This is a genomic window from Aliiglaciecola sp. LCG003, from assembly GCF_030316135.1.
GTDB lineage: Bacteria > Pseudomonadota > Gammaproteobacteria > Enterobacterales > Alteromonadaceae > Aliiglaciecola.
This window is the reverse complement of sequence record NZ_CP128185.1, coordinates 1215602-1232438: the sequence shown is the minus strand read 5'-3', so window position 1 is coordinate 1232438 and position 16837 is coordinate 1215602. Positions and strand designations below refer to the sequence as shown.

General features: G+C 42.8%; 16 protein-coding genes. 6 read left to right on the top strand and 10 right to left on the bottom strand.

The genetic code is table 11. The features are described 5' to 3' along the window. Positions 1–251 precede the first annotated feature (251 nt). Complete coding sequence (locus QR722_RS05170) at positions 252–578, top strand: GIY-YIG nuclease family protein (protein WP_286285921.1); 327 nt, start codon at positions 252–254, stop codon at positions 576–578. 26 nt (positions 579–604) lie between these two features. On the opposite strand, the gene QR722_RS05165 is transcribed toward QR722_RS05170, so the two are convergent. Continuing rightward, positions 605–1507 (bottom strand): DUF350 domain-containing protein, encoded by a 903-nt coding sequence (locus QR722_RS05165; protein WP_286285918.1) that lies wholly within the window; start codon positions 1505–1507, stop codon positions 605–607. Between the two features lie 120 nt (positions 1508–1627). Here QR722_RS05165 and glnE point away from each other — a divergent pair, with 120 nt between their 5' ends. Next, on the top strand, positions 1628–4510 hold the full coding sequence (gene glnE / locus QR722_RS05160; protein WP_286285916.1) for a bifunctional [glutamate--ammonia ligase]-adenylyl-L-tyrosine phosphorylase/[glutamate--ammonia-ligase] adenylyltransferase: 2883 nt from the start codon (positions 1628–1630) through the stop codon (positions 4508–4510). Between the two features lie 6 nt (positions 4511–4516). On the opposite strand, the gene QR722_RS05155 is transcribed toward glnE, so the two are convergent. Beyond that, complete coding sequence (locus tag QR722_RS05155; RefSeq protein WP_286285914.1) at positions 4517–5125, bottom strand: TcpQ domain-containing protein; 609 nt, start codon at positions 5123–5125, stop codon at positions 4517–4519. Between the two features lie 31 nt (positions 5126–5156). After that, complete coding sequence (lpxL, locus tag QR722_RS05150) at positions 5157–6089, bottom strand: LpxL/LpxP family Kdo(2)-lipid IV(A) lauroyl/palmitoleoyl acyltransferase (RefSeq protein WP_286285912.1); 933 nt, start codon at positions 6087–6089, stop codon at positions 5157–5159. Positions 6090–6172: 83 nt separating this feature from the next. Between lpxL and QR722_RS05145 the strand changes: the two genes are divergently transcribed. Beyond that, complete coding sequence (locus QR722_RS05145; protein ID WP_286285911.1) at positions 6173–9724, top strand: PAS domain S-box protein; 3552 nt, start codon at positions 6173–6175, stop codon at positions 9722–9724. 21 nt (positions 9725–9745) lie between these two features. Here the strand turns inward: QR722_RS05145 and arsB are convergent, their stop codons facing one another. The 5 genes from arsB to QR722_RS05120 form a co-directional block, all read right to left on the bottom strand. Continuing rightward, on the bottom strand, positions 9746–10762 hold the full coding sequence (gene arsB / locus QR722_RS05140) for an ACR3 family arsenite efflux transporter (protein ID WP_286285909.1): 1017 nt from the start codon (positions 10760–10762) through the stop codon (positions 9746–9748). Positions 10763–10904: 142 nt separating this feature from the next. Continuing rightward, the gene (locus QR722_RS05135; protein ID WP_286285907.1) at positions 10905–11375 is read right to left on the bottom strand and encodes an arsenate reductase ArsC; all 471 of its coding nucleotides are present in this window, start codon (positions 11373–11375) and stop codon (positions 10905–10907) included. Positions 11376–11388: 13 nt separating this feature from the next. Continuing rightward, positions 11389–11724, bottom strand: coding sequence for a metalloregulator ArsR/SmtB family transcription factor (locus tag QR722_RS05130; protein WP_286285905.1), 336 nt, complete (start codon positions 11722–11724; stop codon positions 11389–11391). Between the two features lie 161 nt (positions 11725–11885). Continuing rightward, positions 11886–12548, bottom strand: a complete 663-nt coding sequence (locus QR722_RS05125; protein ID WP_286285902.1) for an acetyltransferase — start codon at positions 12546–12548, stop codon at positions 11886–11888. Between the two features lie 908 nt (positions 12549–13456). Beyond that, complete coding sequence (locus QR722_RS05120) at positions 13457–14122, bottom strand: GNAT family N-acetyltransferase (protein WP_286285900.1); 666 nt, start codon at positions 14120–14122, stop codon at positions 13457–13459. Between the two features lie 166 nt (positions 14123–14288). On the opposite strand from QR722_RS05120, the gene QR722_RS05115 reads away from it, so the two are divergent. Then, the gene (locus QR722_RS05115; protein WP_286285898.1) at positions 14289–14519 is read left to right on the top strand and encodes a DUF2789 family protein; all 231 of its coding nucleotides are present in this window, start codon (positions 14289–14291) and stop codon (positions 14517–14519) included. A 24-nt stretch (positions 14520–14543) separates the two neighbouring features. Here QR722_RS05115 and QR722_RS05110 read toward each other — a convergent pair whose 3' ends face one another. Further along, positions 14544–14906 carry a DUF3192 domain-containing protein gene (locus tag QR722_RS05110; RefSeq protein WP_286285896.1) on the bottom strand — a complete coding sequence of 121 codons (363 nt, stop codon included), beginning with the start codon at positions 14904–14906 and terminating at the stop codon, positions 14544–14546. Between the two features lie 158 nt (positions 14907–15064). Here QR722_RS05110 and QR722_RS05105 point away from each other — a divergent pair, with 158 nt between their 5' ends. Next, positions 15065–15382 (top strand): hypothetical protein, encoded by a 318-nt coding sequence (locus tag QR722_RS05105; RefSeq protein WP_286285894.1) that lies wholly within the window; start codon positions 15065–15067, stop codon positions 15380–15382. Position 15383: 1 nt separating this feature from the next. Here QR722_RS05105 and syd read toward each other — a convergent pair whose 3' ends face one another. Continuing rightward, positions 15384–15926, bottom strand: a complete 543-nt coding sequence (gene syd / locus QR722_RS05100) for a SecY-interacting protein (RefSeq protein ID WP_286285892.1) — start codon at positions 15924–15926, stop codon at positions 15384–15386. Positions 15927–15983: 57 nt separating this feature from the next. Between syd and queF the strand changes: the two genes are divergently transcribed. After that, positions 15984–16835, top strand: a complete 852-nt coding sequence (gene queF / locus QR722_RS05095) for an NADPH-dependent 7-cyano-7-deazaguanine reductase QueF (protein WP_286285890.1) — start codon at positions 15984–15986, stop codon at positions 16833–16835. Positions 16836–16837 lie beyond the last annotated feature (2 nt).

Below are 16837 nucleotides of genomic sequence, written 5' to 3'. Positions count from 1 at the left end.
TGTTAACTCCTTAAAATTATCTGCTGTAGTGGCGGCACTATTACATTTCCCAGCAGACCGGCTTGGGCAGATAATACTAATTATCTTAGGTTACAGGGCTAAACCGCCCTCTAATAAACAGTTACATTACAGGGCAGAAAGTGACTAAAACGTCGAAGACAAGTTAAAAGCATCCATTTCTTCACTAGTAATATCACTTGGCAAACTGATAAAATTCGCCACTTTGCTGTGACTCAATGGAGATAACTGATTTGAAAGCAAAGAGTTGGACTCTGTACATGGTTGAAAATAAGCTAGGCAGTCTTTACACCGGAATTTGTACTGATTTGGAGCGACGATTTTCTGAGCATAGTAGTAACGGTAAGTTATGTGCACGAGCCCTAAAAGGTAAGGGCCCTTTGTCGTTAAAGTTTGCCGCTAAGGTTGGCTCTCACTCACAAGCTTTGAAGATTGAACTGTGGTTAAAAAAACAGGCTCGCCAACACAAATTAAGCATTGTTGCCGGTACACAGGCATTGCCCATCGAGCATCAAGCTTATGCTGCTGAAGAATTAAAACGCATCCAACAACAGCAATAAGGTGTCTATATGGCTTGGTCGCTTATCTAAATCACCAGACCTCTTACAATCAGCGCTACCCCAACACTCAACGCCATTTCGATGCTCGCCACGCCTACATTGTGTTGCTGATAAACCTCTTGAGCGATATTCAATCCGGCCAACACTAAGCGTTTAGCAACCCAGACTAATAAGACTAAAAGTATATTGAAGGCCATACCTATAATTAACCAACCGGTGAGATTGCTTACATAGCCAACTGGATTATAGATCAGCATGTTGCTGGCCGCTGACACCACAATAGCAGTGCCGAGCAAATGCCCAGAGTGCTGAATAGCCAGCGCCATTTGACCTTTGGTCAACGAGCGTTGAAACGAGCCACTTTGATTGCCATCTTTGAAACGACGCTCATAAATACGAGTGGTGGAAAGCAAAATCGCTTGAGTGACGATAAAACCGGAAAAGATCGCAAAAAGCGCATTAGCATCTGTGCCCTTAACCCAAGACATTATGCTACTGATGATAAGCGCGGTAGCTATTGAGCTTGCAGAATCGACCAATGCTATCCCTGTATTTCGATCTTTAATTAATGCTTCTTTGTCGAGCCGATGAAGAATGATTTTATCATGTAAAATACGGCCAACTTTGATTAGCAGTAAACCAACCAATCCGTACAGCAATACACTTAACGCCGCTGCCACATAATCGGTTTGATCAGCATTCGCCGCGGCGGCAGACAATACGATACATAGTGCCAGCATTCTGCCTGCAACACTGACTCCAAAGGCAAAGTTATCTTGTGCACAAAGCTCATCAGAGGTGCTAACTGAGGCCATTTTCCCAGAGATTAAACGCAGCGTAAATAATAAGCTGATGGTGATGACAATATCGATGACAAGGAAATACCAAAGATCAGTTGAGCGCGGTATTAAATTAACTAACGCTTCCATAAACAGTCGGTCCAGAATGATTTAACAAAATTGAATAGTATTTGGCTAATATATCATTGATTGTATGCCGGTATGATATAGCATTAAAAAAAGATGATCACCTAAGGTAAAATAAATACGATGACAAACGCGGTTTCTCAACTCAATGCAAAAACTGAATTTTATTGGCAACGTCTGATTGAAAAATGCCCTCAGTGGAACAACGAGTCGAGCCAATCACAATCCTTGAAAACCGTGTTAGGGCTAAGCGACTTTATTGCCGAGCGTCTATTATCCGATCCCAAGCTAATCGATCCCCTATTGACCATTGCCGAAACCCAAGTCAACCCTGATGATTATGCTCAGCTGTTAAATACACAGATTACCCCCCTTTCCTCCCAAGATGAGCTAATGGCCAATTTAAGGCGCTTCAGAAACCTTCATATGATGGCGCTAGCTTATAAAGATTTACTCAACTTGCAGACCATTGAGCAATCCCTTTTACACACATCCAATCTGGCCGATGCATTGATTTGTGGCGCCTATAATTGGCTATATAAGCATCTTTGCGAGCGCTATGGACAGCCCATGGGAGAATTTGGACCTCAGCCATTATTGATTTTAGGCATGGGAAAGTTAGGCGGCGAAGAATTAAACTTTTCCTCTGACATCGATCTCATATTCTGCTATCCCGCCAATGGTGAAATAAGCGGGCAACGCAAGCCCATCGAACATCAACAGTTTTTCACCAAACTCGCGCAACGCTTGATCAACGTATTGCACGAAACCACTCAAGACGGCCGAGTTTTTAGAGTAGATATGCGCCTGCGCCCGTTTGGCGAAAGCGGGCCACTGGTGATGCACATGGCAGCTTTTGAAGATTATTATCAAGAACAAGGACGGGAATGGGAGCGTTATGCCATGGTGAAGGCCAGAGTGCTAAATGATAAAAGTGCTTACTCGGACGAGCTCAAGGCAATACTAAAACCCTTTGTATACCGACGCTACATCGATTACGGAGCGGTAGACTCGTTACGTGAAATGAAGTCTCTTATCACTCAAGAAGTGAGACGTCGTGGCCTAACTAACAATATAAAATTGGGCGCAGGCGGTATTCGCGAAGTGGAGTTTATCGCGCAAAGTTTTCAGTTGATAAAGGGTGGACGTGAGCCCCGTTTGCAGAAAACCAGTTTACTCAAATCGATGCAGACCTTAGCTGAGCTTGAGCTTTTGCCGGAGGATGACAAAAACACCCTCATCACCAGTTACTTATTCTTACGAAAAGTTGAACATTGTTTGCAGCAGTTCGATGATCAACAAACCCAAGTGTTGCCGGAAGACGAGTTAGACCAACAAAGGTTATGTGCAGTAATGGGATACGCCGACTATGCTCAATTTAACACCCAACTGGCAGAGCATACCCAAACTATTAACCAACATTTTCAATTATTGATAGGCGGCTCTGCAGACTCTGAGGATGATAATGAAAGTCTCGATAATAGTGATTTTCAAGATGCGTGGTTATTGCCCTTTACGGCTGAGGAAATTCAACCATTACTTAGCAAGCATGTCGCTGAGCAAGAAGCCATCGAAATAGCCGAACTGATAATCAGTTTTAAGCAGTTTATGAATAAAAAGCGGCCATCGGCAAAAGCCGAAAATGCAGTGAATTTATTGATCCCACAAGTCTTGCATCACATTTCACAAAGCTATGCACAGCATCAGCCAGAAAATCCAACCAGCCCAGCCCTTTCATTTGCCCGTGTCCTAGCGGTTTTACAAGCTGTTTTACTGCGCACCACTTACCTTCAATTACTATTGGAAAACCGTGGCGCACTGAAACAGTTAATTCGACTATGCCATGCTAGCCCATGGATAGCGGAGCAAATTGCCCGCTATCCGATACTGCTTGATGAGTTACTCAACCCGGTTCATCTTTATCATCCCACTGATTTACATGAATATGCACCGGAGTTACGCCAAGCATTGCTACGAGTTGAGCCGGACGATTTAGAATTACAAATGGAAACCTTGCGCCAATTTAAGCAAATTCAACAGCTTAAAATTGCTGCGGCGGATGTCACTGGTGCATTGCCGGTCATGCAGGTGAGTGATCACTTAACCTACTTGGCTGAGTCAATTATTAGCGAAGTCGTTAATATGGCGTGGCAACAAATGAAGCAAAAGTACGGAATTCCTCAAGGCACCTCAGATCAAGACAAGAAATTCGCTGTCGTGGCCTACGGTAAATTAGGGGGAATTGAACTGGGCTATGGCTCAGACTTAGATCTGGTGTTATTACATGATTGTCCGTCGTCGAGCATGACAGACGGCAACAAATCCGTTGAGTCTGGGCAGTTTTACACCAAACTGGCGCAACGCATCATGCATCTGTTTATGACTAAAACCCCGTCAGGTCAACTGTATGAATTGGATATGCGCTTGCGCCCTTCCGGTAATGCCGGGTTGTTAGTCTGTCCCATTCAAGCTTTTGAGCGCTACCAGCTAGACCAAGCCTGGACATGGGAACATCAAGCCTTGGTCAGAACTCGTTTGGTTTATGCCACTGTTGAACTTATCAATAAATTTGATGAAATACGTCACACAGTGCTGAGTAAAAACAGAGTAGAGGCGGATCTAAAACAACAAGTGGAGGATATGCGAACGAAAATGCGCAGCCATTTAAACAAAGGTAATCAGCAATGGCTGGATGTTAAGCAAGATACCGGAACCATCACCGATATTGAATTTCTAGTCCAATACTGGGTACTGGCCTACACTTTTGAGTTTAATCAACTTAGTCGCTGGTCTGACAATGTTCGCATATTAGAAGATTTAGAAATGGCTGGGGTGATTGATAATCTAACCTTAACCCAGCTAAAAGCAGCCTATTTAGACTACCGGAACAGCGCACACAGACAAGCCTTGTTGGGCAAAGATAACTTGATATCACGAGATCAATTTAGTGATCACCAACAAAATGTATCAACTATTTGGAATCAAACTTTCTTGCCAAATCAATGAGCAAGCTTATAACAGAGTACAGTTTTCTAAAATGTACTCTGTTATATTTTCAGTAATAATCAATGAACGCTGCTTTGGACAGATGAAAGCCTGCACCTCACCTTCAAAACTACCATCAATAGCCCTGGCAATTTTAGCCAATGAACCTGCCACTGTGTTATCCAATTGAAATTGGTTCTTGATGATAAAGTCTTTATCCAATTCCCATAGAAGCTGCATCCCTTCAGATTGTGCAAAATTAGTAATGGCTTCTCTTACTGTACTTCCGGCCCGAAAACTGCGGTATTTGTGCTCACCTACCCAGCGATTCGATATTGGATTCTGAATACTTTCCATATTCTTTAAACGGTTATCCAAAGGAACTTTAGAGGGGTTGACAGTCATCACAAAATCACCGATATCATCCTCAAAGGGTTTGCTCGAAGACATCCGATAAGCAGCATAAAATTCAGACATACCTTGCGAAACACTTTTCTGCTGTGATTCACCTTCAGGCTTAGGGCTGGACATATTAAATTGCTGCAAGTTCAGCAACACCGCAGCAATAATAATCAGCGCTAACGCTAGCCCGATGTGCCTTGCCCAAAACAGAAAGTTAGAAGTTCGTTTGCTCATTACTACTCAAGCCCCAATATGTGCTTATCTATTAATCATATAACGAAGGATCGCTGTCATTCGGCCGTGTTTTAAACCGTTTGTGCATCCATAAATATTGTTCAGGAGCGATTTCAACCATTTCTTCAATCGCTTTATTTATTCGCGCTATATCTAGTTTATCGTCACCTGAGGGGAAAGACTTAAGCCCAGGCAAATATTTTACTTTATAGCCATCTTTGGTGCGCAGTGGAACTATGAATACCGTTTCGCAATTAGCCTCTTTGGCAAACAGCAAGGTGCCTTTAGTGGTTGCCACCTCAGGTACGGCAAAAAAGGGGACGAACTCACTGCGATTTTTGCCGTAATCTTGATCCGGCAGATAGAAACAGACTTCTTGCTGATCAAGGGCCTCAATCAAACCTTTAACGTTGCGCTTATGGATCATATATTTATTTGATCGAGCACGGCCTCGGTACTGCATATACTCCATAAGCGGATTATTGTGCTTACGGTAGAATGCTACTGAGGGATGCTGCAATCCAGCCACCCGGCAGGCCATTTCCAGGTTCATATTATGTATTGCTAAACCTAATACTCCCTTGCCCTTGTCCAAAATAGCTTGCACATGCTCATAACCTTCAACTTCACTCAAGGCCCGAACTCGCCAATTTGGCCACCACCAGCCCATACTGGTTTCTAATATCGCCATACCCGCATGCTCAACATTGGCGTCAAGTAGTTCAGTTATCTGCTGTTGACTTTTTTCTGGGAAACACAGTTCAAGGTTACGCTTAGCCACCAGCACACGCTTCTTGGCCAATTTAGTCAATATCCAACCCAGTCCCTTGCCAATATATAATTGCACTTTGAATGGCAACCATGAAATAAAATATAAAACACCTATACTCAACCATATAGGCCAATACTGTGGCATTAGGAATGACAATTTAAATGGCGGGGCTTCTACCCGAGATTGTGACAAACGATTATCTCTACTAAACAATTTGAGGTATTGTAATTAACAAATCGATTAGTTACCAATTTGTAAAGCTGTTGGAATAGTAAATGAGCAAAGAATTAGACAATAGTTTGCCCGTACGGGGAGAGTTTCAAGATCCATTCTTGCGCAATAGCTCTATTCCTATGCTCAGTTGTGACCGCAAAGGCCAGACCTGTTTTATCAATGCTGCAGCCTGTAAGTTACTTGGCATACAACAGCAAAACTCAGTTGGGCATAGTTTTTTGCACTTTTTCAACAACAAAGCTATCCGCCAACAGCTTACCAGCATCCTCACGCATCCGCCTATCACGGCGTCTGTAAACCTTGAAGATAGCAACCCTGTCAAACTAACCGATGCAAAGGACAACACGCACTATGTATCGGTAGTCATTGATCCTATTGATAATATTCAAGGTTGCACAGCTTTGATTAGCTTGCTGCCCGCGCAGATACTGCACGCAGAAAAGCGGAAAAACACCAATTTACTGGAACGCTATAAAATTGCGGTTCAATCTGGAATTGGTGTCTGGCAGTACGACTTCTCAACCCAATTGCTGACTTGGGACGAACAAATGTGTCGTCTTTATGAACTTGACCAGAGCCAATTTAGTGGCGATTTGAGTGACTGGAGCGATTACATTCAGATCGAAGATCGTGAAATGGCACTGAATGAATTTAACCAAGCAAAAAATAAAGATGATTGTTACGAAGCCACTTTCAGCATAACCACCGCCAAAGGCAACGAAAAATACCTGCAATCAGTGGGAAGGGTGATCCGTGACAGTCATGGCGAGTTGATTTTCAGCGGTATTTGTTACGATCTTACCAACCAGTTTAATACCCAACGTAAACTTCAAGAAAGCATGGCGAAAAACGCATTTCTTGCCAGTGTGGTGCAAGAAACCGACAATTCCATCATTATTTTCACTCCCGAGCTCAAAATTCGCTGGGCCAACCCGGCTTTTACCGAAATAAGTGGTTACAGCTTTGAAGAGGCTATTGGAAGAACGCCTTTAGAATTGCTAAGTGGCCCACTAACAGATAAATCGACCATTGAAGCATTAGGTCTGTCGGTTAAAGAACAGCGGGGATTTAATTGCGAAATAGTCAATTATGCTAAAAACGGTACTCCATATTGGATAAGATTAAGCACCCAGCCGCTACTGGAAGATGGGGAATTAAAAGGTTTTGTTGCCATTGAAAGCAATATAACCAAGCAAAAAGAATCAGAATTACAGTTGTTGAAAACCAACAATCTGAAAAAAACCATATTAAACAGCACCAATCAGATCATTATTGCTACGGATTTGGATGGCCAGATTCTGACCTTTAATAAAGTGGCCGAAAAATTACTCGGGTATCAGGCAGATGCGGTAATTTCACAAACCACACCAGAATTATTTTTCCAACGCCAAGCCTTAGTCGCCCATGCACAGATCATCAGTCTCAAAGTAGACAAAGCCATAGATGCAGATATTCGAGCTATCACCTATTTGGCCAGTACCGGCATAGCGGAAGAATACGAAAGTGTATTTGAACATAAAAACGGCCACCACTTCCCAGTGCAACTTACCGTTACGCCCATTACTAGTGGTAAAGACATTGAAGGCTTTCTGTTGGTCGCCAGAGATATCTCTGAGCTTAGAGGCATTGAAGCGGAGAAAGAGCGCAGTACTTTCTTACTCGAAGCCACAGGCAGAATTGCGCAACTTGGAGGATGGGAATTTGATGTTCAAAAAGACACTCTTTTCTGGACCCAAGAGGTATTTCGCATCCATGAATTACCTGTTGGTGGTGAGGTCGAAGTAGACAAAGCCATAAACTATTACGTTGAGCATGACAGGGCAACATTACAAAGTGCGTTAAATGACGCTATAGAACACGGAGCTTCATTTGACCTGACTCTGCAGTTTGTTACTGCAAAAAACAATCTTCGCTGGGTTCGCTCAGCGGGTTATCCGGAAAAACGCGATGATGGCTCAGTTGTCATTCGAGGCGCGTTCCAAGATATAACCAATCTAAAAGCCGCCGAGGAAAACGCCAAAGAAGCCAGTCGGGCCAAAAGTGAGTTCTTAGCCAACATGAGTCACGAGATACGCACGCCTATCAATGGCATTATCGGTATGAACGACTTACTGTTAAATTCTCCCTTAAACGAAGAGCAGCGGCATTATGCCCAATTGGCACAAAGTAGTGGAAATTCGTTGCTAGTGCTGATTAATGACATATTGGATTTTTCTAAAATTGAAGCCGGCAAACTTGAAATTGAAAGTATCGACTTCGATTTACACGATATGCTCAACACCTTCATAGATACCTTTACCATTCGTGCCGATGATAAAAATTTACAATTAGTATTTGAAATGCAAGATTCTGTGCCCCGCTGGATCAAAGCTGACCCTGGCAGAATAAGGCAAGTACTGACTAACTTAACTAGTAACGCTTTAAAATTTACCCATCGTGGTAAGGTCGTAATTAAAGTGAATTGCGTGGAAAATAACAAACTGTATTTTTGTATCCAGGATACCGGAATTGGTATTCCTCAAGAGAAACAAATCCATCTCTTCAAAAAATTCAATCAACTAGATACCTCTACCACCCGTAAATTTGGCGGCTCAGGCTTAGGTCTATCCATTTCTAAGCAACTGGTAAAACTAATGGAAGGTGAAATTGGCTTAAATAGCGAGTGGCACAAGGGCGCTGAGTTTTGGTTTTACATACGCTATCAACCGGCTGAACATACCCACACTCCGTCAAACGACATCTTTAGTCGCAAAGAATTGGCTAGTTTACGTATTTTGTTGGTGGATGATAATGCTGAACAGCGTAAATTTCTGAACTCTATTCTTAGCGCTAGAAATATCGAAGTAGTAGAAACCACTAGTGCGCCTCAGGCGTTAAAGACACTTCGTGAGCCGCTAAATAAGCCGATAAACGTAGCAATTATAAATGCTGAACTCAAAGGTATTAATGGCGCTGAACTGGCTAAGGCTATCAAAAACGATGAAAGATTCGCAGGGGTAAAATTAATAGTACTTGCCCCCAATGGTCAAAAAGGTGATGCTAAAAAATACCAACAGGTAGGTTTTGATGCTTACTTTAGTGCGCCAGTTAAGCCGTTAGACTTAATCAACTCCATTGTGCTGGTGTCCAATCGCACTAGCATCCAAAGCCGCTCTGTTAAGCAGTCATTTGATTTGATTACTCGTCACAATGCATCCCATTCTGACGCAGATATCGCACGCGTTCTGCTGGTTGAAGACAATCCAATCAATCAGACCGTTGCCTTCGCGATGCTAAAAAATATGGGGTGCCATGTGGAGTTGGCATCGAATGGATTAGAAGCTATCGAGCAACTCAATAATGCCACTAAGGCTTTCGACCTCGTCCTAATGGATTGTCAAATGCCGATTATGGATGGCTACGAGGCAAGCCGCAAAATTCGCGCAGCACAACAGGCTAATTTCGATCCCAATATTCCCATAGTGGCGCTGACAGCAAATGCCATGAAAGGTGATGAAGAAAAATGCGTAATTGCCGGTATGGATGGCTACCTGACCAAACCTATCATTGCTGAAGAGCTGCAAAAAGGCTTGGCCAAGTGGCTAAAGAAATAACTTGTTAAAAAGCTAAGTCTATTAAGTAAACCAATGCTTGGTACGATTGGTAAAAGCCACTAATGAGAGCATCACAGGTACTTCCACTAAGACTCCAACCACTGTGGCTAGCGCCGCCCCTGAATGCAGGCCAAATAGTGATATAGCAACAGCCACTGCCAGCTCGAAAAAGTTTGAGGTGCCTATCATACAGGCAGGCCCCGCCACGTTATGGGGCAATTTCATCCGCTTCGCAATCCAATAGGCAATGGCAAAAATACCATAAGTTTGGATCAATAGTGGAATAGCAATCAGTACAATGGCTTCAGGTTGAGCCAAGATAGTTTCGGATTGGAAACCGAATAAAAGTACCACTGTCGCTAACAGGCCGACTATTGACCATGGCTTCATCTTGGCCAGAAAACCATTTAGCTTGGAATGATCATCTGCTCGGTCCAGCACTTTACGGGTGATAACACCTGCCACCAAAGGCACCACAACGTAAAGCACTACTGACAACAATAGTGTATCCCATGGCACAGTGATATCCGTTACACCCAGCAACAGTCCTGCAATAGGCGCAAAGGCAAAGATCATGATGATATCGTTAATAGACACCTGAACCAGTGTGTAGTTAGCGTCACCTTTGACCAGTTGACTCCAGACAAACACCATCGCAGTGCAAGGCGCCACGCCCAATAAAATCATCCCCGCAATATATTCATTTGCAGTTTGCGGGTCGACCCAATCGGCAAATATTCCTTTAAAAAACAACCAACCCAACAATGCCATGGTGAATGGCTTAACCAACCAGTTGATGATCAAGGTTAGTATCAGGCCTTTGGGCTTTTTGCCAACATCTTTGATTGAAGAAAAATCTATTTGTACCATCATCGGGTAAATCATCAACCAAATGAGGCCAGCGATAACTAAATTGACGTGGGCAAATTCCCAGCCAGAAATTAACGAAAAAAACTCCGGTGCAATGCTTCCAATCACGATTCCAACGGCAATGGCTATTGCCACCCAAACTGAAAGATAACGCTCAAATAATCCCATTTATTGTTCCTATAAACCTACGTTGACTAAGCCGTTGCCCAGCAAGCTATTGCATTGTGTGATCTAAGATAACAACCGATTAAAGATTGTTGCTTTATTCTCATTAGATGAGCTGTATGCTTACCCCAGATATATTTGCAGATTAATTCGCGCCAACCTCTGCCAAGGCAGTCCGTAAAGCATCCCCCTTTAATTGTTTATTGGCAATAGCTTTAAGATCTTCTACTCTAGCTGCGATTTCGCTTATGCATGCCAAGAATGCTTGATGTTTCTGTTCATCTGTCCCTGTTATTTTGGATGGATCACTTAGTCCCCAATGCACCTTAATACTCTGAGTGAAATATAACGGGCAAGTCTCCCCTGCCGCGGAATCACACACAGTGATCACCACATCAGGATTGAACTGCTCGAAATCATCCCATGACTGGCTTGATAACCCATCAATAGCATAGCCTGTTTCTTGCAAGTATCTAAGTGACAAGGGATGTACTTGCCCAGCGGGCTGACTACCAGCGCTTCTAGCAACAATAAGCCCAGCTGCATTTTGGTTGGTTATTGCTTCTGACAAAATACTGCGGCAGCGGTTATGGGTACAGATGTATAATATTTTCATGTTAGTTCCTATATTAGCTGCAGGCAGAGGCTGCCAATTTTGACGCTCTCAATCGTTGTAAAGGGCCAGAAAAATAGTCAGGGTTATGTTTGGCGGTATCCCTTATCACCTTATGGGCCCATTGCGGCAAGTCTGGATGCAACTTGTAATAAACCCACTTGCCGCGACGCTCATCTAACAATATTCCGCACCTACGCAGCTGAGCCAAGTGCCTTGAGGTTCGGGGTTGGTCAAGCTCGAGTGCTTGCATTAAATCACAAACGCATGCCTCTTCTACTTCAGATACGAGCAACAAAGACTTCAGACGGGAAACATCGGCAAGACACTTATAAAATTTACAGGGATCCATCAATAACACATAACATTTTCGACATATGTGAAATATTGCATATGAAAATATAAACGTCAAGGTTGGAATTCAACCTTAGGGCAATTAGCTAAATGATAATATTTTGCACAGCTGCCGATTCTTAACCTTAGATAGCGCTACACAATCCACAACATCACCAATCAAAGATATTTGTCTCCTTCCTTGCGACTTCGGACCGGCAGCGCTGGTGACCCATAAGCCACAACAAATGACTCTATAGGTTTGTTAACTAACGAGCCCGCACCGATCACGGTGTGTTCACCAATATGAATCCCATGTATAACAATCGCGCCAATACTTATAGCTGAATATTGGCCTATATGGCAATTACCACCAGCCGTAGAGCCTGGTGCTAGACTGGCAAAGTCATGCAATATTGAATCATGATCAAGTGAACAATTAGTGTTTAGGATGCAAAATCGTCCAATAGATGAACATGGGTTAATGGATGCCCCCGCCATGATCACTGTGCCTTCTCCTATTGAAACCTCAGTTCCAATAGATGCATTAGGGTGGATCGTGGATACGAATGGAAGATCCGGACACAGGTCTTTAATGGCAGCGACAACTTTAGCCCGCACAAAATTATCGCCAATAGCGACAATCGCACCATCAATGCCATATCTCTTTATTAACCCCGGTAACTCCTGTTCCTTTCCAATAACTGGGTAGCCCAGCGTTTCTTCACCAACACTTCGGGATTGATCTAATAATCCGGCGATTTTATATTTACCCTCTTTTTGCACGATGTCGATGATGACTTTTGCATGGCCCGAAGAGCCGACAATTACAACTGAGTTCATGTTAATGGGGTACCTAATTTGGATGCAGAAAAAATTATCTTTATATATTGCAACATACTCATTCGAGCATAAAGAAGAATGATTACTTTTTGTTGGATTGATGCATTGCTAAATATTAACTTTACCAGCGCTATGCTTGTACCTTCAGTTCCGCTGCTGGCGAAGCTAAATGTTTTTGACTGACAGTCTTAGGGAATCATTAAGCTCTATCAAATAGGCAAATACCCTAAACAGCGGTGGAGCTTACTGAACTATGAGCAAAAACTTCAAATAAAGCGATATTTATAATTACGGCTTTAAAACGAGAAAAGGCGTGGCAGTTTGCACTGTCACACCTTAAAATTTTGAGCATCCCTCTCAGCTATCCTTCGCTACTAGATCGTCCCAAGTTACATCCTTATACGCCCCTTTCCTTCTAATCTCACTCATCCTAAGTGAGTCATTCGTCCTGAATGTGTCCCTTTCCATTAATCCTTGTTTAACTGCACATCCTAACGTACAGTATTTCTCATCCTGAGATTGTCCTAGTCTATCCCTAATGCGATCCTCGCATTCGTCCTTGATTTAACTTCCATATTTCTGCTCTTCATGAGCGTACTTGTTCATCCAATGAATGTGTCCGTGGGCTATCCTTATGTCTTCCTGACCCGTCGTATTTCCCTGTGACGCCATTAAAGATATAGGAAATTATTTTTCGCGCCATAGTAAAAAATGGATTTTTTTACGCACGCATTATACTAAAGTCTAATTCCTACTAAATAATACATATATAACAATGCGTTATTCTATTTGGTACGCCTTGTAGTAAGCCTTTATTCCGTCATTCACCTACACACTTGTAAGAGATTTCGCACATAAAAAAGCGCGCTTATCGCACGCCGTGATTTTAGGAGTTACCACTGGGTAGGTTAACCTGCAGGGAGTGAATTAATCTTCGGTCGTGGTCTGAACATAATTTGACCATTAATATGTGCAACTTTAAGTTCTTCCACATTTTCATATTCACCATCAGCAAAGAACGACAAACATTTGGGCAAGGTCACATACACACCTACACCTTCACTGTCAGGCTCTTCTAACATCACGCTGTCAATTGCACTCATCAAAACGTGGCCCAAGCCTCGGTGTTGATGATCAGGATGAACCCCTATAAAAGACAACATATGGTAAGTTTTATGAGGAATATGCTCCCGCACTCGTTGTTCCTTTTCTACCATTTGCCGGGTGCCTAGAAACCCAGCAGTGAGTAACATTTTAAGTCGCCAATGCCAAAAGCGTCCAGGTGCAAAAGCACTATTGGGACTAATCAAACAAGCCACTGCGAGTAAACGCCCTTGTTCAAATAATCCAATCATGGGTTGTTTTGCCGTCCAAAATGCGTTCAGCTCTTCACGAATTGCCCCCCTTAAACGAGACTCATAGCCTTCCCTTTCAGCTTCAAATATATCCAAAAATAAAGGATCATCATGATAAGCTTGATAGAGTATGGAAGCGGCTATTTTTAAATCTTCCGCAGCCAGATAAACCGCCTTGATTTGTTCTAATGGGTTTAAGTGTTCAGCAGTATTGGACATAATTGGCTCTCGGTTACTTTTTAGCTACTCTACCTAAATTTTAACCGCATGTTAACAAGTTGTTAATGTTAATTATTTTAGGCATACCGTATGGGATGTGAAAAAACCTGTATACTCAATATGGCACTTATAAAGACGACAATCAAAAATAAGGAGAAGTTCAACTATGTTAGCTGACAATCTTTCTATGCAAGACCTATTTATGCAATTAGGTTTGGATCATGACGAAGAGTCGATGGAAGCATTTTTTGAGGCCCACGCAGGCTTAGATCCTGCGACTAGATTAGAAGACGCGTCCTTTTGGTCTGAATCACAGGCTACTTTTATTCGTTCCGAATGGGCAGAAGATGCCGAGTGGGCCGAACTGATCGACCAACTCAACATCCGTTTGAGATAATTAGTTCAAATCTAGGTTGGGGTGTTAGAGCGTATTATACGCAGCTTCGCCCCAGCCAATTAGCAAACCGTTCTTGAACACCAAAGGTGTACATTCATCTTTAGTGGTGACGCTGTCTCCCTTGACTCGTTGAGTGCGATAAAACAACACTTGAATTTCGTCATCTTGCTGTTGATGCAACTCACTAAAATCAGGCGTTCCCATCCGATTTCTGATGCTTTTAATCGTCGAGTTTGTAGTCAAATTAGCAATGTAACTACGGTTATTCTGTTCCTTTTTTTCCCAGTCAGAGTGATAGGATGAATCACCATCTCCGTCTACCGAGATAACACAACCACTCAGGGCGATGGGTAAAATAAAGGCGACTGCAAGTAACGATTTTTTCATTATTATTCCTTTTCAAAAATGTCAGTGTTTAATTAACTGTGATCTATACAAATATAAGGCCAACTTTTAAGATTTTGATTTTAAACAATATTTTTTAAAGTAAATAATAACTTACTTTGATAATATGCGTTATTCACTAAAATTTAGCGGTTTTCATCATGTCTCAAAACCTCAGTTACATCGTCAACCTGTGCCGTAAGATACAGTCGAACGGGCAAAAGCCCTCAGTGGCCCTCATTAAAAAATCCGCCAATAGACCCTTGCCGTTGCCCGAAATTATAGGTGTGCTAAGACGTTGGAATGATGCTCCCCAGCAATTTGCCGATATTAAGCTAGATGAAGTCGAGCATGAAGCGCCATCAGTCCCGCCCGACATTCAGCTTACTGCACTGAGCCAGCGGGTTGACCAGCTGGAAAAACAACTAGAAAACCTGCTGCAACAAGTGCAAGTTTTAAACTCAAAACCAGCAGATTAGGTTAAATCCGAGGCTGCAGTTGTTGTAAGAATTCAACTAGATTTTCAGCCAAGACTTCAGTTGGCTCCAAACCCACTTGTTCCAACATCACGCGGCCAGAGGCATTATCGATGGATATGAAAAAATCATCTTCGTCAGTCACGGCAAAAAATAAGGTTTCGGGTTGCTTCAAACGCCGCTTCATTAATACGTGGCCAATCAGGTTTTGCTGAAGTCTTTCAAAATCAGCTTGATTCCATGGCAATAACAGCTGTAAGTTTCCTCTTGGAGTCTTGGCATTGAGATTTTCACTCCAGTAACAGGTAAAATACTCGCTTAGTTGCGGGTTTACTTTAAGATCCAGCGCTTGCTCAAAATCTGTTAGGGTGGCATGCTGATTTTGGCGAACCGGCAACCAAGGGACCCATTCATCTTGCTCTCCTTGTTGCTGATAACAGGGAGATGGCCAGTTTTGGTCAAATTGAAGCACCATAGGCTGGGATGCATCGTGATGGGCTTGGATATAATCGGTTACAAATCTATCTAGTGCTGAATGAATTCCCACAGGCTACACTCTCTTATAATTCAAATTTTTAAACAGTTTATCTATTGAGACCTTTAAATGACAAAACTTTCCGGTGATAAGCCCGAAAAAAATAATATCCTCGCGCAGCTTTCCTTGGGGAAAGCAGTTGAATATGCTCAAACTTATGCGCCTGAGCTCCTGCAAGCTGTCCCCCGCAGTCTAAGCCGTGACGAAATCGGCTTGACTGGCGAGCTACCTTTTTGGGGAGAGGATTTATGGAATGGCTACGAGTTATCCTGGCTCAACAGTAAAGGCAAACCGCAAGTGGCAATGTTACGCTGTACCGTACCCTTCGATACGCCAAATTTGATCGAATCGAAAAGCTTTAAGCTGTATTTGAATAGCTTTAACCAAACTCGACTGCCCTCTAGCCACGAATTACATCGTCGTCTAAAAAACGACCTATCTGCTTGTGCGGGCGGAGCGGTAAAAGTTGAGGTGATCCTGCCTGCACAATTTTCTCAACAACCCATAGCCGATCTTGCCGGTAAATGTATTGATGAACTAGATATCGAGATAGACGCATATCAATTATCACCCCAATCTTTAACTACACTTCCAGCACAAGTGACAGAAACCCTGATGAGCAACCTGCTCAAATCTAATTGCCTGATCACTAACCAACCGGATTGGGCCAGCGTGATGATAAAATACCAAGGTAATCAAATTGAGCGTGAAAGCTTACTGCGATACTTAATTTCATTCCGCATGCACAACGAATTCCATGAACAATGCGTTGAACGCATTTTCACTGACATCAAACAATATTGTAAACCTGACAAACTCACGGTCTATGCACGTTATACCAGACGTGGCGGCTTGGATATCAATCCCTTTAGAAGTGATTTTGAGCACGATTACGACACCGCTCGTCAGGCGCGCCAGTAACC